General features: G+C 60.8%; 20 protein-coding genes and 2 pseudogenes. 13 read left to right on the top strand and 9 right to left on the bottom strand.

Going from position 1 to position 25,000, the window contains the following annotated elements; genetic code table 11:
• Nucleotides 1-45: 45 nt before the first annotated feature.
• Entirely contained in the window at nucleotides 46-1,515 is a 1,470-nt protein-coding gene (locus G5S42_RS08160) for an HD domain-containing phosphohydrolase (protein ID WP_176106300.1), read from the bottom strand.
• 163 nt (nucleotides 1,516-1,678) lie between these two features.
• On the opposite strand from G5S42_RS08160, the gene G5S42_RS08155 reads away from it, so the two are divergent.
• Nucleotides 1,679-2,458, top strand: a complete 780-nt coding sequence (locus G5S42_RS08155) for an alpha/beta fold hydrolase (protein WP_176106299.1) — start codon at nucleotides 1,679-1,681, stop codon at nucleotides 2,456-2,458.
• Here G5S42_RS08155 and G5S42_RS08150 read toward each other — a convergent pair.
• From G5S42_RS08150 to G5S42_RS08135, 4 genes are all read right to left on the bottom strand, one after another.
• On the bottom strand, nucleotides 2,455-2,610 hold the full coding sequence (locus tag G5S42_RS08150; protein WP_376776867.1) for a hypothetical protein: 156 nt from the start codon (nucleotides 2,608-2,610) through the stop codon (nucleotides 2,455-2,457). The genes G5S42_RS08155 and G5S42_RS08150 overlap by 4 nt on opposite strands.
• Nucleotides 2,611-2,731: 121 nt before the next feature.
• A complete protein-coding gene (locus G5S42_RS08145) occupies nucleotides 2,732-4,141 on the bottom strand; it encodes a c-type cytochrome (protein ID WP_376776944.1) in 1,410 nt (469 codons plus the stop codon).
• Nucleotides 4,142-4,157: 16 nt separating this feature from the next.
• Nucleotides 4,158-5,933 carry a GMC family oxidoreductase gene (locus G5S42_RS08140; protein ID WP_176106297.1) on the bottom strand — a complete coding sequence of 592 codons (1,776 nt, stop codon included), beginning with the start codon at nucleotides 5,931-5,933 and terminating at the stop codon, nucleotides 4,158-4,160.
• Nucleotides 5,934-6,689, bottom strand: a complete 756-nt coding sequence (locus G5S42_RS08135) for a gluconate 2-dehydrogenase subunit 3 family protein (RefSeq protein ID WP_176110428.1) — start codon at nucleotides 6,687-6,689, stop codon at nucleotides 5,934-5,936.
• 938 nt (nucleotides 6,690-7,627) lie between these two features.
• Here G5S42_RS08135 and tnpA point away from each other — a divergent pair.
• The 6 genes and pseudogenes from tnpA to G5S42_RS08105 all read left to right on the top strand — a co-directional run bounded on the left by tnpA (nucleotide 7,628) and on the right by G5S42_RS08105 (nucleotide 11,774).
• Nucleotides 7,628-8,059, top strand: a complete 432-nt coding sequence (gene tnpA / locus G5S42_RS08130; protein ID WP_217709861.1) for an IS66-like element accessory protein TnpA — start codon at nucleotides 7,628-7,630, stop codon at nucleotides 8,057-8,059.
• Nucleotides 8,056-8,403: an IS66 family insertion sequence element accessory protein TnpB gene (tnpB, locus tag G5S42_RS08125; RefSeq protein WP_074295443.1), complete on the top strand. Its 348-nt coding sequence runs from the start codon at nucleotides 8,056-8,058 to the stop codon at nucleotides 8,401-8,403. The genes tnpA and tnpB overlap by 4 nt, the downstream gene beginning before the upstream one ends.
• 51 nt (nucleotides 8,404-8,454) lie before the next feature.
• A pseudogene (gene tnpC, locus G5S42_RS08120) lies at nucleotides 8,455-10,000 on the top strand (IS66 family transposase).
• An 11-nt stretch (nucleotides 10,001-10,011) separates the two neighbouring features.
• Nucleotides 10,012-10,608, top strand: coding sequence for a plasmid pRiA4b ORF-3 family protein (locus G5S42_RS08115; protein ID WP_176110426.1), 597 nt, complete (start codon nucleotides 10,012-10,014; stop codon nucleotides 10,606-10,608).
• 82 nt (nucleotides 10,609-10,690) lie between these two features.
• Nucleotides 10,691-11,026 (top strand): DUF3331 domain-containing protein, encoded by a 336-nt coding sequence (locus G5S42_RS08110; RefSeq protein ID WP_176106295.1) that lies wholly within the window; start codon nucleotides 10,691-10,693, stop codon nucleotides 11,024-11,026.
• Nucleotides 11,027-11,336: 310 nt separating this feature from the next.
• Nucleotides 11,337-11,774: a hypothetical protein gene (locus tag G5S42_RS08105; protein WP_312883540.1), complete on the top strand. Its 438-nt coding sequence runs from the start codon at nucleotides 11,337-11,339 to the stop codon at nucleotides 11,772-11,774.
• Nucleotides 11,775-11,956: 182 nt separating this feature from the next.
• Here the strand turns inward: G5S42_RS08105 and G5S42_RS08100 are convergent, their stop codons facing one another.
• Both G5S42_RS08100 and G5S42_RS08095 read right to left on the bottom strand, forming a co-directional pair.
• Nucleotides 11,957-13,738, bottom strand: a complete 1,782-nt coding sequence (locus G5S42_RS08100; protein WP_176106294.1) for a winged helix-turn-helix domain-containing protein — start codon at nucleotides 13,736-13,738, stop codon at nucleotides 11,957-11,959.
• 348 nt (nucleotides 13,739-14,086) lie between these two features.
• On the bottom strand, nucleotides 14,087-14,446 hold the full coding sequence (locus G5S42_RS08095; protein WP_176106293.1) for a hypothetical protein: 360 nt from the start codon (nucleotides 14,444-14,446) through the stop codon (nucleotides 14,087-14,089).
• 413 nt (nucleotides 14,447-14,859) lie between these two features.
• Here G5S42_RS08095 and G5S42_RS08090 point away from each other — a divergent pair.
• Together G5S42_RS08090 and G5S42_RS08085 are read left to right on the top strand one after the other, a co-directional pair.
• Nucleotides 14,860-15,813: pseudogene (locus tag G5S42_RS08090) on the top strand (GlxA family transcriptional regulator); the annotation flags it as partial.
• A gap of 87 nt (nucleotides 15,814-15,900) precedes the next feature.
• A complete protein-coding gene (locus tag G5S42_RS08085; RefSeq protein ID WP_176106291.1) occupies nucleotides 15,901-16,638 on the top strand; it encodes a response regulator transcription factor in 738 nt (245 codons plus the stop codon).
• A gap of 21 nt (nucleotides 16,639-16,659) precedes the next feature.
• Here the strand turns inward: G5S42_RS08085 and G5S42_RS08080 are convergent, their stop codons facing one another.
• Nucleotides 16,660-18,471 carry a winged helix-turn-helix domain-containing tetratricopeptide repeat protein gene (locus tag G5S42_RS08080; RefSeq protein WP_176106290.1) on the bottom strand — a complete coding sequence of 604 codons (1,812 nt, stop codon included), beginning with the start codon at nucleotides 18,469-18,471 and terminating at the stop codon, nucleotides 16,660-16,662.
• Nucleotides 18,472-19,016: 545 nt separating this feature from the next.
• On the opposite strand from G5S42_RS08080, the gene G5S42_RS08075 reads away from it, so the two are divergent.
• Genes G5S42_RS08075 through G5S42_RS08065 form a run of 3 tightly spaced genes read left to right on the top strand, consistent with a single transcriptional unit; the run spans nucleotide 19,017 to nucleotide 22,907 of the window.
• Nucleotides 19,017-21,815, top strand: coding sequence for a PAS domain S-box protein (locus tag G5S42_RS08075; protein WP_176106289.1), 2,799 nt, complete (start codon nucleotides 19,017-19,019; stop codon nucleotides 21,813-21,815).
• Complete coding sequence (locus G5S42_RS08070; protein WP_176110423.1) at nucleotides 21,815-22,186, top strand: response regulator; 372 nt, start codon at nucleotides 21,815-21,817, stop codon at nucleotides 22,184-22,186. Before G5S42_RS08075 ends, G5S42_RS08070 begins: the two co-directional genes overlap by 1 nt.
• A 31-nt stretch (nucleotides 22,187-22,217) precedes the next feature.
• Complete coding sequence (locus G5S42_RS08065; RefSeq protein ID WP_176106288.1) at nucleotides 22,218-22,907, top strand: response regulator transcription factor; 690 nt, start codon at nucleotides 22,218-22,220, stop codon at nucleotides 22,905-22,907.
• A 249-nt stretch (nucleotides 22,908-23,156) separates the two neighbouring features.
• Here G5S42_RS08065 and G5S42_RS08060 read toward each other — a convergent pair whose 3' ends face one another.
• Nucleotides 23,157-23,645, bottom strand: coding sequence for a hypothetical protein (locus tag G5S42_RS08060; protein ID WP_312883539.1), 489 nt, complete (start codon nucleotides 23,643-23,645; stop codon nucleotides 23,157-23,159).
• A gap of 449 nt (nucleotides 23,646-24,094) precedes the next feature.
• Between G5S42_RS08060 and cyoA the strand changes: the two genes are divergently transcribed.
• Complete coding sequence (gene cyoA, locus G5S42_RS08055) at nucleotides 24,095-25,000, top strand: ubiquinol oxidase subunit II (RefSeq protein WP_176106287.1); 906 nt, start codon at nucleotides 24,095-24,097, stop codon at nucleotides 24,998-25,000.

Raw genomic sequence — 25,000 nt, 5'->3', positions numbered from 1 at the left:
AGTACCAGCAGCCTTTAGGAAACGGCTGATCGGCCGCCAGCCCGCTCACAGCAGCCCCATGGTCGAGCCCTTCAATGTCGCCGCAGCACGCGTGGAGCAGCCGAGCTTGCGAAACACGCTTTCGACATGGGTGCGCACCGTGCTCGGACTCAGCGCCAGTTCGCGAGCGATCTCCTTGTTGCTCGCACCGAGGCTGATCGCACGTAGCACGTCCGTTTCACGCGCCGACAGACTCGCCGCCTGCTGCCGCGAGCGGGTGCCGCCACGTGGCGTAGGCCTGGAAACGATCAACGCATCGACGACATCGCTATCGAATCGTCCCTGGTCCGCTTCCGCGCGTAACACCTTCTCTGCTTCGTCCGCCGGCATGGCGTCGCGCCAGGGCCGCAGGGAGCGCAGGGCGACCCACGCCACTGACGCGGCGAGAATACGCGCCTCGAGCGTCAACGCTTCGCCGCTCACGCCTCGAAAATACCCAGAGCCGTCGAGCCGTTCGTATGCGTACGATGCAAGCTCGGCGACCTGCGCGAGCGCCCCGGTCTGCTTGCCCGCGCGCGCGGTCCAATACGGGACGAGCCGTACTTTTTCCCACGCGGATGCGGATAGACGTCCCGCCGATTGCCACAGCGCATTGGGCACTGCCGCGCGCCCTATGCCGTGAATCAGGCCTGCGCAGTAGAGGCGGTCCTGTGCCGCTGCGTCGAGCGCGAGCCGTGCGCAGCACGTGGCGGCCGTCGCCGCGACTGCGCGCGAGAATCCCGTCATCCACGGCAGCTTGAGATCGATGACGTCGGCGATGAGTTCGGCCGACGTCGTCTGGCGCATCTGCGGCGTCATCAGCTCGTTGTCGGCCCGAGCCACTTCGGTATGCTCCAGAGCATCCAGCCATTGCGACGCCTGCGCGATGACGATCATCGCCAAACGCCGCGGATAGCGCGCGTCGGCCTGGTGGGCGATCGATTTGAGCGCACGCCCGAGTCCGTAGACACGGCTGAATATTTCCAGGTCGCCGGCCAGCCACACCACGAATACGGCATCCGGCACCGCGGCGCCGGGCAACCGGTCTGGCATGCCGCTGCCGTCCCACTTCTCGAAGATGTGCCGCAGGGTGGCCTCGGTCTCGCGCTCAAGTCCCATGATCCGCGCGACTTCGCTGGACACCTCGCAATGGATCTGAGTCAGGGGCGTCAGAGCGACCCTCACCCCGCCGAGCGCTTCAAGCGGTCCTGCCCAGTCGGGTCGCAGCGCCAGCATGGCCTCTCGCCCCGCGACATCGTCGCCGAGCACATCGGTGAATCCCGACGCATTCGCGGTGCAACCGGACCAGCGCAACAGCGAAGCCTCCACCGCCGCGGTGCGGCTGGATTCGTCGAGACCGGACGCGCGGGCCAGCCGGGCCGCGAGCCACGCCGTGCGCGACGAGTGGTCGGTCGGTTGGCCCATGCTGAGGTCGCCGATAAAGGCAAGCGCTTTGACCGCGTCGAAAACACGAATTGCGAAACCGTCGTCGTTCATCTCTGACGATGCCCCTAGGACTCGGGCCTAAATGGCGTCCATCCAGGATGGGCACGATGCCCATCGCCGGCTTGCGGCGGGGTCGGTTATTTGACCGATACCGTCCGGACAGGCTGCTCGCGATACTGGTGGCTCACTCTACACCCTTGAGGAAACGCCCATCATGAACCATCAGTTGAAGAGATATCTCGCTTCGGCGCTATTGATCGGGAGCGCATTTTCGCTGAACGCCGCCCTTGCCGCCCCGCCGCAGGATCTGAAAGGAACGAATATCGTCCTGGTGCACGGCGCTTTCGCCGACGGATCGAGTTGGGACAAGGTGATCCCGTTGCTCGAAGCGCGCGGTCTTCACGTGGTTGCGGTTCAGAACCCGCTCAGCTCGCTTGCGGATGACACGGCAGCCACCCAGCGCGCAATCGACCAGCAAACCGGTCCGGTCGTGCTCGTCGGCCATTCGTGGGGCGGCGCCGTAATCACCCAGGCCGGCAACGACGACAAGGTCAAGGCACTCGTGTACGTCGCCGCTCTCGTCCCGGATAGCGGCGAATCGGTCAACGACTTGTTCAAAGGCAAGCCGGCGACGCCCGGGGCGGGCGAGTTCAAGAAAGACTCCGCGAATTTCCTGACGTTGTCCACCAAAGGCGTGGTGAACGATTTCGCCCAGGACCTGCCGCCGGCGCAAGCGCGCATCCTCGCCGCGACCCAGGGCCCCTGGTTCGCGGGCGCCCTGGACGACAAGGTGGGCACCGCAGCGTGGCACACGAAGCCGTCATGGTACCTGGTCGCCAACCAGGATCGGATGATCGATCCGCACGCCGAGGAAGCGATGGCCAAACAGATCGGCGCAACGACGACGCATGTCAACTCGAGTCACGTCCCGATGTTGAGTCAGCCGAAGGCGGTTGCCGACGCGATCATCGCAGCGGCAAGCAAAGTCCGCTAACAGTGGCATTGGCTCGCGCCGGTGTTGCTGGTGCGTTCGTTGCTGCGGTAGGTAATACCCGCATCGACGTAAAGCGCGACGGCGCTTTGCGCCGCCGCTGTTTCCGCTAGCGACAAGAGAATCGGTGCAGAAATCAGAAGCTTTTTGATCATGTGCTATCACGACCATTAACAATGGACCGTTACACGAGTGGAACGGCCCAGCCGGCCAGCGACGGGTGCTGGAAGAAAACGCGACTGAAAGCGCCAGCGAGTTACTGCATTGGCGTTAGCGTTAGTGCTTGAACGAGGCGCCCGGCGGCAGTTCGGGCGCGTTGACGGCCACCATCTTGCGGACCTTGGCGACGTCGTCGGCGATGACCGGCGCGCCGGTGTTGCCCCAGTTGAAGCGCACGAAGGTGGCCACATCGGCTACGTCCTGATCGGACAGGCGCCAGCCGAACGCCGGCATCGTGAACGGCGAGGGCGCCGATTTCGTGCCTTCGAGCGTGTTGCCGCTGAGCAGTACATGAATCAACGATGTGGGGTCTTTGCCCTGCACCACCGGATTGCCGCCGAGCGCCGGAAACACGCGCGTGTAGCCGCGCCCGTCGCTGCGGTGGCAGGCCATGCAGTTGTCGCGATAGACGGCTGCGCCGCGTGCGCTCGCGTCGCCGCTTTGCAGCGCGTTCGCGGCGATGGCGTTATAGGCGTAGGGCGTTTCCTTCGGGTCGTTCGAGGGCAGTGTCTTGAGGTACCGAGCCATCGCGAGCAGGTCCGCATCGGTCATGTGCTGCATGCTGTGCTGAACCACGTCGGTCATGCCGCCGAAAGCGGCCGTGTGCAGATTGCGGCCCGATTTGAGGAACTGCACGATGTCGTCCTCGGACCACGCGCCGATGCCCGTGCGCGCGTTGCCGCGCAGGTTCGACGGCACCCAGCCGTCGATCGGTGCGCCGCCCGCGAGGAAGTCGTCGCCTTCGAGGTCGGTGAGCGCGAGTTCCTGCATCGTGCGCGCCCGCGGTGTGTGGCACGCGCCGCAATGGCCCAGGCCCTGCACGAGATATGCGCCGCGCGCGACGACCGTGTCGCTATAGTGCGAGCCGTCGAACACCTGCACCTTGGGCGCAAATAGCGTGCGCCAGATCGAAAGCGGCCAGCGCATCGAGAGCGGCCAACGGATTTCCGCGGCGCGGTTCTGTGCGTGTACGGGCGCGACGCCCTGCATGAAGTACGCGTAGAGCGCCCTCGTGTCGTCGTCGGAAAGGCGCGCGTACGACGGGTAGGGCATCGCCGGGTAGAGCGTTTCGCCGTTCGGGCGCACGCCCTGGCGCACGGCTTTCGCGAAATCGTCGTAGCTCCATTTTCCGATGCCGCTCCCGGCGTCGGGCGTAATGTTCGTGGAGTAGATCGCGCCGATGGGCGTATCGAACTTCAGTCCGCCCGCGAAGGGCTTGCCGCCCTGGGCGGTATGGCAAGCGATACAGTCGCCAGCGCGAGCGAGGTACTCGCCGTGCGCGACGAGGTCGGGGTCTGCGGGCTTGGCAGTGGCGTTGGCGGCACGGGCCGTGAGCAGCGCAAACGCCATGGATAACACAGCACAGGCGGCGAGCGTGATCGCCGCCTTCGAAACGGGGTTCAGGCGGCGCAGTGCGCCGCGTGCGCTTTTACGAGCGAATCGCATGGGGACCAGGTTTTTCTTCATGATCGTCATGGGCTTCTCATACGCTCACCAGAGGGCCGGGGTTCTTCAGATACTGGCTGCGAATCGCTTTCGCGGACCAGTAGGCGAGAGCGGCGACGAGGCCGGTGGGGTTGTAGCCGATCCCCTGCGGGAACGCGGATGCGCCCATCACGAACACATTGGGCACGTCCCAGCATTGCAGATAGCGATTGATGACGCTCGTCTTCGGATCGGTGCCCATCACGGCGCCGCCCACGAGATGAGTGGTCTGGTAGCGGCGCGAGTCGAAGTGCGCGCCGAATTCGCGCGTGTAGACGTTGATGGCCTTTGGGCCCATCGCCTCGGCGATCTTCTGCATCTGGCCCGTCACGTACCGCGCCATCTTGATGTCGTTGTCCTTCCAGTCGAAGGTCATGCGCAAGAGCGGTTGACCGTACGAGTCGCGATAGGTCGGATCGAGGTCGAGGTACACGTCGCGGTACGACATATTGGAGCCGTGCGCGTCCATCGAAATGGTGTGCGCATAGTGGTCCTTCACGGCCTTCTTCCACCCGGCGCCCCAGTTCGGCGTGCCCGGGGGTGTGGCGATGCCGCTGATCGGCTTCACGCCCGCCTGGTTCACCCAGAGCGGCGAGCCGCCGACGAAGCCAAGCGGCCCGTGGTCGAAGTTGTCGGCGTTGAAGTCGTCCACGGCCACGCCGTTGCCGCCCGCGCCGATGAACGGATTCGTCCACGTGTCCTTGTCGAAGAAAGCCGTGATGGTCGAGAGGTTCTGGTATGCGAAGTTGCGGCCCACCACGCCTTCGCCCGAAATCGGGTCATAGGGCTTGCCGATGCCCGAGAGCAGCAAGAGGTGCACGTTGTGATACTGGAACGCGGCGACGATCACGAGATCGGCGGGCTGGAACACTTCCTGGCCCGCGGGATCGACGTAAGTGACGCCCGTGGCGTGTTTTTTCGTGTCGTCGAGCTCGACGCGCAGCACGTGGCACTTTGAGCGGAGCTCGAAATGCTTCTCCTGCTTGAGCGCGGGCAGGATGTTGAGGTTCGGCGAGGCCTTTGAGTACATGTAGCACGCGTAGCCGCTGCAGTAGCCACAGAAGTTGCATGGGCCCATCTGCACGCCATAGGGGTTGGTGTACGGGCCCGAGGTGTTGGCCGAGGGTAGTCGGTAGGGATGCAGGCCGAGCGCTTTCGCTGCGTCGTAAAAGCGCTGCGCGGAATACGTGTTCAATTGCGCGGGCAACGGAAAGTTGTCGCTGCGCGCCGCCTCGAACACATTGCCGTCGCCGACCACGTTGCCCTGCACCTTGTACGCCTGGCCCGAGGTGCCGAACACCTTCTCGGCGAAGTCGAAGTGCGGTTCCAGTTCGTCGTAGCTCACGCCGTAGTCCTGGATCGTCATGCCTGCGGGGATAAACTTCTTGCCGTAGCGCTCCTCATAGTGGCTCTTCATGCGCAGCTCTTCCGGCGTGATGCGGAAATGCACGCCTGACCAGTGCAGGCCCGCGCCGCCCACGCCTTCGCCGGGCAGGAACGCCGCAAGCTGGCGGTAGGGCAGCGCCGTGTCGTTCACGCCGTGGCGGATCGAGACCGTGGTCTTTGAAAGATCCAGGAAGAGCTTCTTGCGGACGTTGTGCGTGAGCTCGTCGATTGTGTTGGGGTATGCGCCGTCCGGGTAGGTGTCGCGGTACTCGCCGCGCTCCAGCGCCACCACCTTCAGGCCCGCCTCGGTCAGTTCCTTTGCGAGGATCGCGCCGGTCCAGCCGAAGCCGACCACCACGGCATCGACATGCGGTTTCTTCTGGGTCATTTACGCACGCTCCCCGTTGATCGAAACCGGGCCGTACGGATAGGGCTTGCCGTTCTGGTTCACGAAATCCATGAAGTCGGCGCGCGCGCCGGGGAAGCCGATCATCTTCCACGCGGCCATGTCGCGGTTGCCGCCGTGGATCGGGTCGCAGAAGTAGCCTTCGCGCGTGTTCTGCAGCAACTGGCCGAAGAACACGGAGGCGGGCACGCCGTCCATGTCGACCTTGCCCGCTTCGAGCGCCGTCAGCACGCTGTCGCGCGTATTGGCGTCGAGCGCGTCGAAGTCCTTGCCGTAGGCCTTCGAGCAGTACGCGTTCACGGCCTTGATGGCGAGCCGGTAGATGTCGCGCGGCACGAGCTTCAACTGATAGCCGAGTTCGGGCACGCCTTGCTGAAACGGCCCCTGCATGTACCAGAGCGCGCCGTGCGCGTAGGGCGTGTCCATCTGCCGATCGATGAATTCGGGCACGCCGGCCGCTAGCGCGCCAGGGCCTTCGGAATCCGCGGGAATCATGCGGTCCACGGCCGCTTGCAGGAACGCCCACTCACGGGCGTCGAAAAAGCGCGGCTTGTAGTCTCCGTGGACTTGATGCGCCACACCCGCGGACTCGGAAGGCTGGCCGCCTTGCTGCGCAGTACCGGGGGAAGCTCGCGAGCCGCGTTCGCAGCCGGCAAGTGCTCCTGCAGGAACGAGTACTGCCGCCGTGCGCAGGAAGCCGCGGCGTGACGTGAGAGGAGAGTCTGACATAGTTGAAATCCGTATCAAAACTGCGCGGCCTGTTTCGACTGAGACGGCAAGCGGAGACTGGCTCATATAAACTGCGTGAAATGCTCAACGCGTGGCGCTGCATCGTGCGCGTGGATGCATGTTGCGTTCGCTGCCGCATGCGTCCTCACACCTGGAACGAGTATTAACAACAGGCGCCTGCCTTGCCTGAGACGCTCGGAAGTGTTCAATTCGTAAACTCTTCTGTTCTTTTCCTCATTCATTTAGGACGTCTTAGACAAAAGGATAATCGGAGATTTCAAGACACACCATTCTCCGATGGTGTAAACGCTCGATGTTCAAGTTCACCAATTGGTGAAGCAGACCACTGATTGCTCCGGTTCTCAGGGAGCGATAGCAACGAGGGTTAGATCGCGGTCACAATCAGCGGTGCGCCGATGAGCACGACCTCGAACCCGATCCGTAGGTCCGGAAGCAACGGAGACGATGCCCATTGCGGCACCCGGTTGCCCACGAATCTCGGTGGTATGTGCATGACGAGCTGGCCGAGGAGATCCAGGCCACCAAGCGGGGAGACACTCAACGCCGCCGCGTCAATGGCTTTAAAGAAAATTAGTCCCTCGGGTTGCGCAGGTCAGCCGCTTTCCTGAAATCCACAAGAAGGCTTTCCGCCTACGAGCCAATCTAGAGTAGGCCACGCGAAGACGCAAATACACTTTGGGTTAGCTATGACATGACGCTACTTCCCATCGACACATAGATGTAGGTAAGCCATTGTGCAGTGGACCGCCACACCGCTTGCATCCTAGAGTTGCTGTCATGTCGCGCTGTTCACTCACGGCATCGAACACATGATTCGCCGTTCAGGGTGAATTGGATGAAGTGTCTCAAACACGGTAAGCGTCATTCCGTGGCCGCATGGACAGAGCTGATGCCGGTGTCCAAAGTGATGCCCGTTACTTCAAGTGATGGGGACTACTTTGGACACACGGAATGCGCGATCATCGAACCGCAAGGGCCGACCGAATTACACACCAGAGTACCGACGGCAAGTTGCCGTCGCGGCGTGCGAGCCGGGTATTTCGGTGGCCAAGCTCGCGCAGGCGCACGGACTGAATCCGAATATGGTGTTCAAGTGGCGCCGGCAACTGCGGGCGGGCCTGTTTGAAGGGGTGGCGCCCAGCACAGCGGTGTTGCTGCCCGTAGCGTTACCCGATGCACCGACCGGCGAGACCGCAGAACCGGCGTCGCTCGCTCTAGAGCCTGTCGAGCCACATCGCGAGAGCGTACCGGCGGCGTCGGGCATCGAGATCGAACTGAACGGTGCCCGTGTACGCGTCACGGGCATGGTCGACCCCGTGCAGTTGCGCCTCGTGCTGCGCTGCCTGATGCCAGCATGATTGCGCCGCCAGGCGGTACCCGCGTATGGCTGGCAGCGGGCGTTACCGATATGCGCCGTGGCATGGATGGACTTGCCGCGCTGGTGCAGTCAGCACTCGGTCGTGATCCGTTCTCGGGGCACATCTTCCTGTTTCGCGGGCGTCGTGGTGACCTCATCAAGATTTTATGGTGGAGCGGCGACGGCATGAACCTGTACGCGAAACGACTCGAGCGTGGACGCTTCGTGTGGCCGCAGGCGGACTCGGGAACAGTCCATCTGTCAGCCGCCCAACTGTCGATGCTGCTCGAAGGGATTGACTGGCGGCATCCCGAGCGGACGTGGCAGCCGACGCACGCGGCATAAGGCAGGGTGCGGGAGCCCACAGGCGCGTGGCCTTCATTTACACTGTCATGCATGCCAGCCAGCCATCTGCCCGATGACATCGCCGCTCTGAAGCGCATCGTTGCCTCGCGCGACGAGACCATCGCGCAGTTGCTGGCCGAGATCTCGCGACTGAAGCGATGGCAGTATGGCCGCTCATCTGAGCGCATGACAGAACTGATGGACCAGCTGCAGCTCGCGCTCGGTGAGCTGCCTGTTCATGAACCAGATATGGCCGCACCGGCGAAGGCGCCTGATGCCGACGCGACTGCGGATACGTCGGCCACTACGAACCTTGTCCCACTGCGCCGCAAGTCACGGCACTTCCCCTGCCCATCTTCCTCGCGAAACAGTTGTGCATGCGCCGTCAAACTGCGGATGCCCGGAATGCGGCAAACAGATGCGTGCGCTGGGCGAAGACGTCTCGGAGGTGCTCGACTATGTGCCCGGCTACTTCAAGGTACTGCGTCACGTACGTCCGAAGCTGAGCTGCCCGCGCTGTGCCGCAGTAGTACAGGAGCCGGCACCTTCGCGGCCGATAGCACGCTCGATGGCGGGTGCGGGGCTGCTCGCACAGGTCGTCGTCGCGAAGTACGCTGACCATATGCCGCTATATCGGCAGGCCGGCATCTATCGCCGTGCGGGCATCGAACTGGACCGGGCAACACTGGCTTCGTGGGTGCGTGAAGCGGCTGCCCTGCTGCAACCCCTGTCCGACGCACTCGGTGGTTACGTGCGCGCCGCAGACAAGATCCATACCGACGACACGCCCGTGCCGGTGCTGGAGCCGGGGCGTGGCAAGACACGCACGGCGCGCCTGTGGACCTATGTGCGCGATGACCGCCCGGCAGGAAGCCACGCGCCACCAGCCGTCTGGTACAGGTACTCACCCGACCGCAAAGGTGAGCGACCTCGGGAACATCTGGCGGGCTACACGGGAATCCTGCAGGCAGATGCCTTCAGCGGGTACGACGCGCTGTATCGTGACGGCACGGTCATCGAGGCCGGGTGCTGGGCGCATGCGCGGCGCAAGTTCTATGACCTGTACAAGCTGGACAGCTCACCAATTGCCGAGGAAGCACTGCGCCGAATTGGGGCGCTGTATGCCGTTGAACGCGAGGTTCGAGGCCAGACGCCGGACGTGCGCCTGTCTGCGCGTCAGCTGCGCTCGGCCCCATTGCTCGCTGATCTGAAGGCCTGGTACGAACACACGCTGTCACAGGTATCGGCGAAGTCGGGGCTGGCGAAGGCGATTAAGTACTCGCTGGGGCACTGGCATGCGCTCACACGCTATTGCGAAGACGGGCGCGTCGAGGTGGACAACAATACGGCGGAGCGCGCGATCAGGCCGCTGGTTCTCGGCAGGCGCAACTATCTGTTCGCTGGCTCCGACGGCGGTGGCCAAAGCGCGGCGGTGATCTATAGCCTGATCGGTACGGCACGCCTGAACGGCATCGAGCCGTTTGCCTACCTGCGCACGGTGTTTGAGCGCATCGCCGATCATCCCATCAACCGCATCGACGAGTTGCTGCCGTGGCGCCTGAAGCCGGCTGCATACATCGAGCAGCAAGCCGCCTGACAATCAATCCGATGGTCCAACCCCGCAAACCTGCCGTGCGCTCGGTCAAGGCGCCAGTGCCCGACTACGTACTGCGCGTTGAGCTGAAGTACATCAAGCCGGCGATCTGGCGACGAATCATCGTTCCCGGCTCGATCCGGCTGGGCAAGCTGCATGTCGTGCTGCAACTAGCCATGGGCTGGGAGGGCGGGCACCTGCACGAGTTCGTCTTCGGCGAAACCAACTATGGTGAACCTGATGACTTCGGATTCCAGAGCGATCCACCGATGCTCAATGAAGCACGGGTCACGCTGGCGAAGGCGCTGGGCGGGCTGAAGTCATTCACCTACATCTACGACTACGGTGACAACTGGCAGCATCGGATCAAGGTCGAGAAGGCGCTGATGCCTGATCCAGACATGCGCCGGCCGCTGTGCCTGGACGGGCAGAATGCGTGTCCACCGGAAGATGTCGGTGGAGTGCCAGGATATGCCGACTTCCTCGAAGCGATCACCGATCCGACGCACGAGGAGCACGACCACTTCCTCGAGTGGTGTGGCGGCAACTTCGATCCCGCCGCCTTCGATCTCGTGCTCACGAATCAGCGGCTCTCAGAGGTCAAGTTCTGATCGTCAAGACGGCCTCAGATTGACGCTTACCAAACACGTGGATACGCGGATGATTGAAACGGGCCGATTTCAGGAGTAGCTAATGATGACGAGAGAGTGCTCTGAAGTAGAAGTAGCGCGTGTCCAGATTGAAGTTCTTGAACAGTTTGAAGATACTCTCATTATCCGGTGGGTGGAGCCAGGGCGATGCCACTATGGCGAGCAGCGCTGGCGCTGTCGTTTTGCGAGGACCCCCGGTGTGTGCGTTTTGTCGCAACTTGCAATCCGTCGCGGTGATGCGGTGTTTAGTCCCGCCGAACGCCCTGCTCGGGCGAACGCATCTGCGATGATATCTGTGGATGCGTTTGGGCTATTCAACTTGGCATCCCGAGAATATCAGTGGACGCGCGACCTCCGGCGACTGACTCACCGGCCGTAGCGAGAAGGCTATATTGGCGCTCTGATTTTGTCTGACAAGACGTTGGCTCCGCCGCTGCGGAAGTGTGAACTTGGGCTATACCATAGTGCAATTGAAACGCGTACCGGCTAACGGTTAATCTTCCTTTTGAAAATGAACGATCAGGAGAGTCAAGAGATAGCTAGCAGTGAGGCAGCGCGCAGTGTCGGCTGCAGGCGATTATCCCGCCACGTCCGAGAAGAGCCGCGTGAGCGGATCTCGCGGCGCAAATGCGATCGTGCGACGATGGGATTACTGAATAGTTGAACCGATTTTCCAAAGGTAGGTATCCGTGAAAGTCTCTCATTTCATTCGATGCGCAGCCATCGGAACAACCATCGTATCGAGGGTAATACACGCACACGAGATCGGTGCAAACTTCGATTGCCGTGCTGGTCCGCACACATTCATTGAACAGTTGGTCGAAGGAAAGGAGATCGATCCGCGACCGATGAAAGTGTCGGACAATGCGGTCAACGTGTATCGGGTGAAACCGAATCAGAACTTCACCGCTTTTGGATTCAGGGTGCGGGCCGTTTTTGGCTACGCCCATAACGACGACATGTTCATTCAGAGGCGAGGCGGAGCTGAAGTGCCCCACCAGGTCTATGGGGTCGTCGTGATGGCCGGGAAAGATACGGTCAACAATCGCATCAGTGAAGCCGGAAGCCCGGCGACAGTGAGAGAGGTCATGCCGCTTGTCATGTCGGCCGTCGTTTGTGAGAAATAGCTTGACTTCGACGGCCCGATGGCCTGAAGGAGCCACTCTAATCGTTGGTCAACGAGAAGGTGGTCAGGACCAGCCCCGACAGCCGAGCGCCTCGCGTACTGGCAGAGACGGCAAATACATTCGGCTTGTCCGTGGAGATGACATCTGCTGTAGTGGTGCAGGCAGCCATGCGCAGCCTAAATTCATTCCTGTGCACGTGGCTCCTGGCTAGGCGTCAGTGGCGGTCGATCTTGCAACCATTCGCTGCGCCCCATCTGTGCGATGATTTCGCAAAACCGCGGATAGCGATACAAGCAGGACGCCATGGGAAAGTATCTGGATAATTGCAGGTAATTGGGATCGCGGATTTCGTAGACTTCGCGGGCGTAGCGAATCGCCTCATCCTCCCTCGCCACCGCGCAAGCCGCGATAGCGAGTACCGTCGGCGTAACATATTCACGACGCGCTCGGGCCTGCATTTCCGCGTAAACCGCGTCGGCCTCAGTGGCTTTGTCCCATTCTGCGAGGGCCACGACAAGCCAGGCCATAGGCCAAGGGTGCCGGCCGGACATCGCCAAAGTCGCTTCTCCCGCCGCGACGGATGTTTCGAACTGACCGTTCACCAGCAGTGCCGCCTGCAGCACTCCATTAGCAAGCCAGCTCTCGGGATCGAGTTGGACGGCGCGCCGGCTGACCTCCACACCTTCCCCGGTCTTGCCTGCGACAATACAAGTCAGAGCGTATATGGCGTGCGCGTAGGCCGATAGCGGGTCCGCTGTCAGTGCTAACCTTGCTTGCTCCATTCCCTCCACCAGCCGCCCTTCCGAGTACTGGAGATAAAGAATTCCGTACCAGCAGAGTGCCGGGATGTACTTCGGATTCAGCTGTAGTGCGCAAAGAAACTCATGCTCGGCGTCCGCCGTGTTCCAGGCCCCGATCAGGGCGGCGAGAGCCAGGGCGCAGTGTGCTTCGGCAAGCGATGAATCCAGTGCCACTGCGTGTCGAGCGGCCTCTATGCCCTTTGGCATGAAAGACCGAGGATCTACAAACCCGTACCAGCAAAGGGTTGTGTAGCAATCGGCAAGACCGGCCCACGCCAATGCATAGTCTGGATCGAGATCCACTGCCCGCTGGCAACAGGCGAGGGCATGGGCAATAGCGGGCCCCCTCTTGTAGAGCAGAGCGTGACCCTTCAGGTAGGACTCGTAGGCCTCGAGATTCGGGGTTCGAGGGTACACCAGGGTTTTCGTACCCCACGGGAACGTGATCTTCAAGCGCTGCACGATCGCCTGGGCAATCTCCTCCTGAATTGCGAACACTTCCTTCATCTCACGGTCATAGTGCTCCGACCAGAGATGATATCCGTCTACCGCAGACACGAGCTGTGCCGTGATACGCAGCCGATTACCAGCTCTGCGCACACTTCCCTCGAGAACGGTGCGGACGTTAAGTTGCTCGCCGACAATGCGCAGGTCGATGTGTTTACCCTTGAACGAGAAGGCGGAGCTCCGCGCTACGACGTGAAGCTCCCGGATCTGGGCTAACGCGTCGATGATTTCTTCAGTGATTCCGTCGGCAAAGTATTCGTGCTCCGGATCTGCGCTCATGTTGACGAACGGCAGCACCGCGATGGAATCGTTTATCACACTCTCGGTGGGGGCTGGCGTGGCGCTGCCTGCGGTTACGGGTGCGACCAGCCGGTAGCCTCGTTTCGAGATCGTCTCGATGACGCGTGGATCGCGGGCATCGTCGTCAAAGGCGCGACGCAACTCGGCGATGCAGCGCTTCAATACATCCTCGGTCACCACGGTCCTGGGCCACACGGCTTGAAAAAGCTGCTCTTTGGAAACCGTGTCTCCTGGGTGCTGGGCCAGGCACACCAGGACTTCCATTACTTTGGGCTCGAGGCGAGTGGTCCTGCCCAGGGAAGAGATGCTGTTGAGGCTCGGGGTCACCACCCAGTTCCCCACTCGGAGGTCGTCCATCGGGTCTCTCCTCCAGCCGGTCGGTTGTCAGAATTATAGCTTTGCTGAATACCGTTCGCACGGGCATTCGCGGACGCAGAGGAGCTGTAGGGCGATCTCGCCGTGGAGCGCGTCTGTCGCGGTGGTTGCAATGCAATTCGCGCTGGTCGATCAGACCGGCGCGCACACCCTAAAGCGGTGTTTCAATGCGTGCTTGCAAGGCGCCTGGATCTCCCCGTGCGCATCTCCCGATGCGCTGATGCGCGGCTACGGAGACGCGCTTGCATAGCTCCCTGGCGAGCTGGGCACTGATCTTCAGGTTGTCGCAAAGGAATCTGCGCCCCTGTTGCAGCGCGACGCGTCTGAAAGTCATCGGTTGCCAGCAGCCGGATCCGGATGCAAGGCAGCCTTGGCATCCCGGATTTCGACGAGCAATACGCCGGCATAGAGCGCCTCGGTTGCCGCCAGCGGGCTGGTCGGGGTGCGGCGAGCGGGCACCCTCGAGCGCGTGATGCGCTTCGAGCAGTTCCCGGAAGAGGTGCGCACGTCAAAGGCTGGCGAATGATTCCATCGAACGATGGTACCGTCCTCACCAAAATTCCACCGCGACATTACCGTCTTCTCACGACTTTCGGGCACATCCACACCAATAATGCTCCCGTCGTAACCATATTTTTGAAGGAGATGGTGTGGACGCGGCGCGATGATCAAGACCGGACTGTTGACCATAGCCTCATATTTATCGAAAGGACCATGATGAGCATGTACGCAAGAGATTTGCTCGAACTACGCCGAGATGATCCGGCGTCGATAGAACTACGGAAGATGGCGATGAACATCATCGCCGCCGGCACCCGAGATCAACGTGAAGGCTGCTGACATGAACGCTCTCGAACGGTGGCGCTCACGACCGTTGCAGGTCCGTGCCTTGACTCGCTGCGATGAATGCGGCGAGTTGAAGGAGAACGCCAAGAAGCGCGTGAACTATTGCTCGAATATGACGGTCGTCTGTTGTGCAAAGTGTACCGCGGAGATGACTGAATTTCATGAGGCGGAGCGAGTCAGAAAACTGCGATTTCCGATAAATGTCGGAGGCCGGACGAGCGCCGACAGAGCGTCAACTGACGTGATGGAGAGCGAACATGTGCCGGATTGGCTTTCTGATCAGTGAGGGTTTTCAGATCATGGATCTCGCGACCCAGTCGGTGTTCGAGTGGGCGAACATCGTGGCGGATGAACCGTTCTACGCGCTTGAAAACTTTTCCGCAGTAGGCGGAGAAGTGCGTTCGTCACTTGGCCTGACAGTGAGCACACGATCATTGCATGGGCACGTTGACGTGGACACGTGGATCGTTGGCGGGGTCATTGATCCGCTCAGTTCGCCGCCTCCTGACACTATAGTTGCGTTCCTGCGCAAAGCGAGCATCAGCGCGAGGCGCATAGGCGCGATCTGCACCGGCGGATTCATGCTCGCGGAAGCAGGCTTGCTGGCGCGGCGGCGCGCCGCGACGCATTGGGCGTATGGGCGCGCAATGCAGGAACGTTTTCCGGATATCCACGTCGAGGAAGACCAGATCTACATTGTCGATGATCCGATCTGGACGTCCGTGGGCATGACGGCGGGCCTTGACCTGGCACTCGCGATGGTAGAAAAGGATCTGGGTGTGGAAACGGCCCGTGCAGTGGCGCACAGGCTTGTCATGCCTCAGCGGCGGGCGGGCGGCCAGTCGCAGCATTCCGAAATGCTGAACCTCGCACCGAAATCCGATCGGATCCAGAATGCCCTGAACTATGCGCGCCAGAATCTGAGGCGTTCGCTAACGGTAGAGGAGTTGGCCGAAATCGCTCACCTGAGTCCGCGGCAGTTCAGCCGTGTGTTTACGCTCGAAACGGGAGCGTCCCCGGCCAAGGCTATTGAAAGACTTCGGCTCGAGGTTGCGCGGCTGATGATCGAACAAAGCCGGCATCCGCTTGAGGTCATCGCTAGAGAGACCGGTTTTCGCGACTGCGAGCATATGCGCGACGTTTTCATGCGCGGGGTTGGCATTCCGCCTCAGACGGTCCGACGCGACGCGCGCATGGGAGTCCGAGGTACCTCGCGGATTCAACCGGTCGATGCTACGCGACCGCATCGGATTGCAAGTTCGAATGATTCATCCAGGTGCCTGTGAATGGAGCTTGTTATGACACCCTGCCACGCAGTTGAACGCGAATCGGAATCGTCGTCAGCGCACGACACGCCGGTGGTATTTGTCGTCGACGATGACGTTTCGGTGCGTGAGTCGCTCGAAGCAATGGTTCGCTCTGCCGGCCTCATTCCTGAGATGTTTGCTTGCGCGCAGGACTTTCTTGGGCGCCCGCGTCCGATGGTCCCGAACTGCCTGGTGCTGGACGTCAGTCTTCCCGAACTCGGCGGCCTCGACCTGCAGAAACTGATTGCAACCGAGCGTACCGACATGCCGATCATCTTCATGACCGGCTTCGACGAGGTGCGCACGGCGGTGTGGGCCATGAAAGCCGGGGCGTTTGATATTCTCACCAAGCCCTTTGACGACCATGTCCTGCTCGATGTCATTCGCCTGGCTATCGAGCGCAGCCGTGCGGCAATGCGCGAGGAGGCCGAGTTGCAGGCGATCCAGGATCGCTACACCGCGCTCAGTCAACGCGAGCGCGAAGTGATGGCGTTGGTGGTGACCGGCCTTCTGAACAAGCAGGTGGGGGGCCAATTGGGCATCTGCGAAATCACTGTGAAGATGCACCGCAGGCACGTCATGCGAAAGATGAGCGCCCGCTCGCTCGCCGATCTGATAAGCATGGAGTGGAGACTTCATCCTGAACTCGCCCCACGGGCGGTGCTGCAACGCAGCTTCGTGAGCGATGGGGGGTATTGCGCCGTGGCAGCAAGTCCGTTATTCGAATAGAGCAGCCAGTTGCATGACCATCTAAAGAGCCTTGTCAGGTGGAGCAGCGCGCAAAATTGTGCTGCGTGGCTCCTGCGCAACCGTTAGCGGCGGCTCATCGCGCAACCAATCACTGTGCCCCATCCGTGCAATGATTTCGCAAAACTGCGGATAACGATACAACCGGTATGACAAAGGAAAATATCTGGAAAAGTAAAATAAATTGGTGTCGCGGATTTCGTACGCTTCGCGGGCGTAGCGAATCGCCTCATCTTCCCTCGCCGCCGCGCAAGCCGCGATAGCGAGTGACGTCGGCGTAACGTATTCACGACGCGCTCGGGCCTGCATTTCCGCGTAAACCGCGTCGGCCTCAGTGGCTTTACCCAAACTTGCGAGGGCCACGGCAAGCCAGGCCATGGACCAAGGGTGCCGGCCGGACATCGCCAATGCCGATTCTCCCGCCGCGATGGACGCTTCGAACTGACCATTCACCAGCAGTGCCATCTGCAGCACCCAGTTAGCAAGGAAGCTCTCCGGATCGAGTTGGACGGCGCGCCTGGCGGCCTCCACGCCCTCCCCGGTCTTGCCTGCGACAGTACAAGCCAGTGCGTATATGGCGTGTGCGTAGGCCGATAGCGGGTCCGCTGCCAGCGCTAGCTTGGCCTGCTCCATTCCCTCCACCAGCCGCCCTTCCGAGAACTGGAGATAAGCGCTTCCGTACCATCCGAGTGCAGAGATGTACTTCGGATTCAGCTGTAGTGCGCAAAGAAACTCATGCTCGGCCTCCGCCGTGTTCCAGGCCCAGAGCAGGGAGGCGACACCCAGGACGCAGTGTGCTTCGGCGAGCGACGGATCCAGTGTCACCGCGTGTCGAGCGGCCTCTATGGCCTTTGGCATGAAAGCCTGAGGAGCTGCAAACCCGTAGAAGCAAAGCATCGAGTAGCAATCGGCAAGATCGGCCCACGCCAATGCATAGCCTGGATCGAGATCCACTGCCCGCTGGCAACAGGCGAGGGCATGGGCAATAGCGGGCCCCCTTTTGTAGAGCAGGGCGTGACCCTTTAGGTAGGACTCGTAGGCCTCGAGATTCGGGGTTCCAGGGTTCACCAGGTTCTTCGTACCCCACGGGAACGTGATCTTCAAGCGCTGCACGATCGCCTGGGCAATCTCCTCCTGAATTGCGAATACATCCTTTAGCTCACGGTCATAGTGCTCCGACCAAAGATGATATCCGTCCACTGCAGACACGAGTTGTGCCGTGATACGCAGACGGTTTTTCGCTCTGCGCACGCTTCCCTCGAGAACGGTGCGCACGTTAAGTTGCTCGCCAACAATGCGCAGGTCGATGTGCTTACCCTTGAACGAGAAGGCGGAACTCCGCGCCACGACGTGAAGCTCCCGGATCTGGGCTAACGCGTCGATGATTTCTTCAGTGATTCCGTCGGCAAAGTATTCGTGCTCCGGATCTGCGCTCATGTTGACGAACGGCAGCACCGCGATGGAATCGTTTATCACACTCTCGGTGGGGGCTGGCGTGGCGCTGCCTGCGGTTACGGGTGCGACCAGCCGGTAGCCTCGTTTCGAAATAGTCTCGATGACGCGTGGATCGCGGGCATCGTCGTCAAAGGCGCGGCGCAACGCAGCGATGCAGCGCTTCAATACATCCTCGGTCACCACGGTCCTGGGCCACACGGCTTGAAAAAGCTGCTCTTTGGAAACCGTGTCGCCCGGGTGCTGGGCCAGGCACACCAGGACTTTCATTACCTTTGGCTCGACGCGAACGGTCCTGCCCAGGGAAGAGATGCTATTGAGGCTGGGGGTGACCACCCAGTTCCCCACTCGGAGGTCGTCCATCGGGTCTCTCCACCAGCCGGTCGGTTGTCGGAATTATAGCTTTGCTGAATACCGTCCGCATGAGCATCCCCCTACGTCGAGGCGCTGTATGGCGAAGGTCGACAACTACCGTCAAGGCTCCATCGAAATTATCAAAGGCAGGCCGGAATACTATGCGATGTCGAACGCGTTCGAAGTTGCGAACTGCGTCGCGCTCGTACGAGAGGATCGTCGTCGGCAAGAACCTCAAGTGCGGTATCGATGGCGAGATCTCCGCGCATTGGATTCGAGTTACGCCACCGGGGGGCTCTGATCGCCGAAAGCCGTCCTCACCAAAACTCCACCTCGACATCACCGCCTCCTCACGACTTCCGTGCACCTTCTCACTAATAATGGTCCCATCGGAACGATTTATTCTGAATGGAATACTTAATATTTTTCGAGCCATAGGCGTGTGCGCCTTTTCGGACGTCCAGAAACGCAGCACGAGTTCGCCGAACGCCGCCCCGGCTGCTGGTGCCGACCGAGCGCTGTCAGGCCAGCACATCCTGCAGAGAAGAACCGCAATGGAAGATGAGCTCAGTCGAACTGTGGATGCGCTCCCGGGCCTGGTATGGACCGCAGTGCCGGACGGCCGCATTGAATTCGTCAATCGCCCCTGGTGCGAATATACGGGGCTTTCCGTAGAGCACGCGTGCGGCGAGGGCTGGCAGTCGGCGATCCATCCCGAGGACCGAGCCGCACTGCTGGAGGTCTGGCGAGTCGTCGTTGCTTCCGGCGTGCGGGGCGAGGCGGAAGCGCGAATGCGTCGCTTCGATGGCACGTATCGCTGGTTTCTATGCTGTGTCAGCCCAGTCGTCGATGCTGCCGGAAAAGTCGTGAAGTGGTGCGGTATCAACACGGATATCGAGGACCGTAAGCAGGCCGAAGCTGCGCTGCGGGCAGACCAGGAGCGCTTTCGGCTAATCGTAGACGGGCTGCCTACGCGTGTGATTCTTTTTACGCCGGAGGGAGAGGTATGTCACGCCAACCGCCATACGCTCAAATATTCTGGCGCGACGGTTGAAGAACTAAAGCAGTGGACTAGCAGAGACTTTACCCACCCGGATGATCGACGCGCGACTGTTGCCCGTTTTTATGCGTCGATCAGAACCGGCGAGCCATACGATTTTGAGTCCCGCCATCGTCGCGACGACGGCGTTTATCGGTGGTTTCGCGTACAGGGCTTTCCGTTGCGGGATAAGGAGGGGCGAATCGCTCTTTGGTACTTCTTGCAGACGGACATCGACGACCGTAAGCGGGCCGAGGCGTTGCTTGCAGGCGAGAAGCGCCTGCTCGAAATGGTCGCCATGGGCCTGCCTCTGCCCACGGTTCTCGATGACTTATGCCTGTTGGTCGAACAGATCGCGAGCGACAGCTTCTGCAGCATCGCGTTGATCGATCCCGGCGAAATGACATTCCAGCGGGTGAACGCGCCAGGCCTCGCTTTGACCTACACCTATCCGTCGAGTGGCGGCCGCGTCCACCTGGACATGGGACCCTGCGGATTAGCAGCATCCCTCGGCGAGCAGATAGTCGTATCAGATATCGCGACCGAGTCACGCTGGCCACGGGCATGGCGCGACCTGACTCTCGCGCACGGTCTGCGCGCGTGTTGGGCGACGCCGATTCTGTCGCGTACAAACGAAGTGCTGGGAACATTCGCGATATTCCGGTCGGAGCCTGGAATCCCCACTCCGTTTCAAACCGATCTCACAGGACGGCTTACACACCTCGCGAGTATCGCGATCGAGCGTGCACGGAGCGAACTCGCACTGAAGCGAAGCGAGGAGCGTTTCCGTGCGATCGTGGACACGACACCGGAAAGCGTGACGGTCCTCGCTAACAACGGTACGGTATTGTGGATCAATTCGGCTGGACGCCGCGCTTTGGGATCGTTGCGTGCGGAAGGCGCGATCGGTGCGTCTTACTTCGATTTCGTTGCTCCTGAACATCGCGCGCGGTATGTCGAGTTCAACAGAAACATTTGCTCGGGAAGGGATGGCGTCCTGGAGTTCGACTTAATCTCGCCACACTGCGAGCGAAGGCACCTCGAAACCCATGCCGCGCCGATGCACGACAGCGACGGCGCGATCGTGCAATTGGGCGTCACACGTGACATCACCGCACGCAAGCAGGCGCAGGAGCAATTGCGCAAGAGCGCGGCGTTGATGGCCAAAGTGGAGCAGCTCACATTGAGCGGAAGCTTTAGCTGGCGCCCAGAGACTGGTTCATTCACCTGGTCGGAACATCTCTATCGAATCTTCGGCCTCGAGCCAGGGGTGACAATCACGCTGGACACGATCGCCGCGCGAGTCCACCCTGGCGATCTTCATCTGCTGCATGAAATGATCGAGCGGGCGCAGGATGGCCAGCACCTGGAATTCGAGCACCGCCTGCTGCTGTCCGACGGCTCAGTCAGATATGTGCGCATACAGGCCCACGCCACGCGTAACGCGCAGGGCCGGCTGGACTACATCGGCGCCGTACATGATGTCACCGAACGCCGCGAGTCCGAAGAAGCGCTCTATGGCCTGCGCGCCGAATTGGCGCACGCAAGCCGGGTCAACAGCCTGGGAGCGCTGACCGCCTCGATTGCGCACGAGATCAACCAGCCGCTGGCCGGCATCATGACCAACGCCAACACAGGCTTGCGCATGCTGAGCGCACAGCCACCGAATGTCGAGGGCGCGCTCGGCACCGTGAAGCGCACGATCCGGGACGGACAGCGTGCCTCGGAGATGATGACACGTCTGCGCGCGCTATTCAGCAAGAGGGCGGTAACAGCGGATGCCGTCGATCTGGTCGAAGCCGCAAACGACGTCATCGAACTGCTGCGCGCAGAGCTTCGCAAGAAGCGGATCGTGCTACGACTGGAGACGGCCGACAACCTGCCGACGGCCATAGGCGACAGGGTCCAGCTCCAGCAGGTGGTGCTGAACCTTCTTCTCAACGCCATGGAGGCGATGAATGGCATCGATGACCGCTCACGGCAGATGCTGGTCAAAATAGAGCGCGACGATGGTGACCACGTACGACTCGCTGTGACTGATTCCGGCGAGGGCATCGCCCCGCAGCATGCGGACAGGCTCTTCGACGCGTTTTTTACGACCAAGAGGGAAGGATTGGGCATCGGGCTGTCCGTAAGCCGCTGCATCATCGAGCGCCACGGTGGTCGCTTGTGGGCCACCTCGAACGAGCGTTTTGGTGCCACCTTTTCATTCTCGATCCCGTGTCGAGCCGAACGCATGGCGGCCGCGGACGGTTCTGCAGACAAGGGCCTGCAGCTGCGCTCGGACATACAGCAGATCGTGAGCGACCCGTGATGATCGAACGCTCGCTTATCGCGGTGGTCGACGACGACGAGTCGGTACGCGAATCTCTACCTGACCTGTTGGGCGAGTTCGGCTTCGCGTCGCGCGCCTTTTCTTCGGCGGAGGCGTTCCTGGCCTCCAGCTGTGTTGGCGAGGCGCGCTGCCTGATCCTCGATATGTGCATGCCCGGTATGTCCGGCTGGGACCTGCAGCGCAAACTGCAGCAGCGCCGCCAAACCGTTCCGATCATCTTCATCACGGCGCATGGCGATGAAGCCCTCCGCCTACGCGTGTTAGAAAAGGGCGCCGTTGAATGTCTCTTCAAGCCATTCAGCGATACCTCTCTACTCGGGGCGATCCGGGCCGCGCTCTACGCCAAATAATTCATCCAGGTGCCTTAGAATGGAGTTCTCAATGACACCAGCATATGTAGTCGAACGTGAATCGGAACTCTCGCTGGCGCAAGCCATGCCGGTCGTCTTCGTCGTCGACGACGATGTCTCGGTACGTGAGGCGCTCGAAGCCATGATCCACTTTGCAGGTCTCAGGGCAGAGACGTACGCCTGCGCACGGGACTTTCTCGAACGTCCACGCGTCCGGGCCCCGAGTTGCCTGGTGCTGGACGTCATGCTTCCCGATCTCAGCGGCCTCGACCTTCAGAATCTCATTGCCGCCGAGCGTACCCACACACCGATCATCTTCATCACTGGCTACGGCGACGTGCCTATGACAGTGCAGGCCATGAAAGCTGGAGCGCTTGAATTTTTCACCAAACCCTTTGACGACCAGGTCATGCTCGATGCTATCCGGCACGCCATCGGGCGCAGCCGCGTGGCATTGAGCGAGGAAGCCGAGATGCAGTCGATCCGGGATCGCCACGCCTCACTCAGTGGGCGCGAGCGCGAGGTCATGGCGTTGGTCGTGACCGGGCTCCTTAACAAGCAGGTGGGAGGCGAGATGGGCATCGCCGAGATCACTGTCAAGATGCACCGCAGGCAGGTCATGCGAAAGATGAACGCACGCTCGCTCGCCGAACTGATCAGCATGGCGCGAAGACTTCATCATGACCGCGCGCCCAACGCCGCGCTGCAAAAAGTCGCGTAAAGCGGTCGGCATATCGCCGGAAGACTACGCGAGCGACCTGACCATGCATCAGGAAGCCGTGTGCGCGCCAGCTCCCGCTGCTCCCGATCGGCTAGCGACGAATCGAGCATCGATCCGGGGGTGTCTAGCACTGATGCTGCGCCGCGTTCGTATGAGCGATTGCACGTAAGCGCCTTGCGTCTGACCCACAAAGGGTCGACGCTGGCCGCCTGGCGCTCTGATTTGGCCGATACAATGCGGCTCACAAGCTCATGTTTGGTCGTTGGTCGTGCGTTTTCTTACGCTCAAGTGAACGCCAACACTGTCTCCCGCCAACGACGCGATGGCGAATGATGCAACGCACGCTGCTTTGGCAATGCACTCAATCGTCGAGAAGATTGCGATGGCAACGTAGCGCGTGTACTCAAGGGGTAGCGCTGGTGCCAAGGCGAATACGCTCACTCCACAGATGAACGTAAAGAACTGACGGGCAAAGCGCAGGTTGGCTACGGCAGCCGTGCCAGTGAGGCCGAGCAGTACCTCCGACGCCACCAAGGCAAGCAGCGCGGTTGGATCAAGCGCGCCACCAAGCTCCAAAGGTGTCTCAATCACTGCCCAGACGCATACCGCGATGACAGATGCGCTGAAAAGCAGGTCCCATTTTTTCGCTAACTCGACGGGTTCTTTGGGAATACGTTCGGATAAGACGTCCTTGTAGTCCATCGGGTCGATCATGTTGGTTGCTTTCTTGGGATGCACGAGAAATCCTCCTCTGAGCGGGACACGTGTCCTCATGGCGCACCCGCCATGAAGAAAAGTCACGTTCAATGCACTAAGCGGGCGTTGCGGTTAAAGGTTGATAGTTCTGCTGCCACGGCTCTAGCGGCACCTTACGGTTTATACATATCGCGTGCATTTACGAAGAATCTTTCGCCGACTAGGGGATGTCATGCGTGGACGTGCGGCAGACCTGCGTTTGGAGCGTCGGCCTGTGAACGAATTTAGGCCATGCCCTATGTGGCCGCAATGACACTTTGGGTGAGGTGTGAATAGAGATTCACTCGTGTCGATGCGGCGATGTTCCCACACCATTGTGCATTTGAGTTGTGCGCCACCTTGCGCTTAAGCTTTTCTCCATCGAATGAAGTTCCTCTTCCTTCAACCCTTTCCCTGCCGCTTTCAGAGCGGCCATAGAGCAAGGTGCCTGTATGAGAGAAATCTGCCGGAAAGTTCTTCGTCCCGCTGCAATAATCGCAGGGCTGTCAAGCCTCGGTGGCTGCAGCTGGGTCCTGTTCAACACGAAGGGCAGTGTCGGCCTTCAGGAGCGCGACCTCATCATCCTATGCATCGCGTTGATGCTGATTGTGGTCTTGCCGGCCATCGTGCTGACCTTTGTCTTTGCGGGGCAGTACCGGTCGTCGAATCACAACGCCACGTATATGCCCGAGTGGGCACATTCAACGCGGATCGAAGCGGTGGTGTGGGGTATCCCGATCCTGATCATCGTCACACTGGCAATCATCGTGTGGAAATCGACACACGAGCTGGATCCGTACCGGTCGCTCGACGTGCCCGGCCAGCCCATCAACGTCGATGTCATCGCAACCGACTGGAAGTGGATCTTCATCTATCCAGAGCTGGGAATCGCCACGATCAATCAACTGGTATTTCCGGCACATCGCGAGGTGACGTTCAGCATCACCTCCAACTCAACAATGGGGACCTTCTTCATTCCCCAGCTCGGCGGCCAGATTTATGCGATGGCAGGCATGCGGACCCAGCTGCACCTCATGGCAAACGAGGAGGGGAAATTTCGTGGCATGTCGGGCAATTTCAATGGACCCGGTTTCTCCGACATGAAGTTCATCGCGACCGCCACCAGCGAGGCTGACTTCCAGCACTGGGTGAAGCAGGTCCAGACATCGCCTAACAGGCTCGATTTCAACACCTTCCAGAAAGTGGCAAGGCCCAGCCAGGGTACTGCGATCGTCCAGTTCTCGCAGGTTCAGCCGGGCCTTTTCAAGGCGGTGATCGACCAATATGTTGGCCCGGGAGCGGACGCCGCGGCGCAAGCTGCTCTCGACGTCAGCGCTTCGTCGAAAAGAGAGGAGTAA

Source organism: Paraburkholderia youngii (assembly GCF_013366925.1).
Taxonomy (GTDB): Bacteria; Pseudomonadota; Gammaproteobacteria; order Burkholderiales; family Burkholderiaceae; genus Paraburkholderia; species Paraburkholderia youngii.
This window is presented reverse-complemented; position numbering and strand designations above follow the sequence as displayed.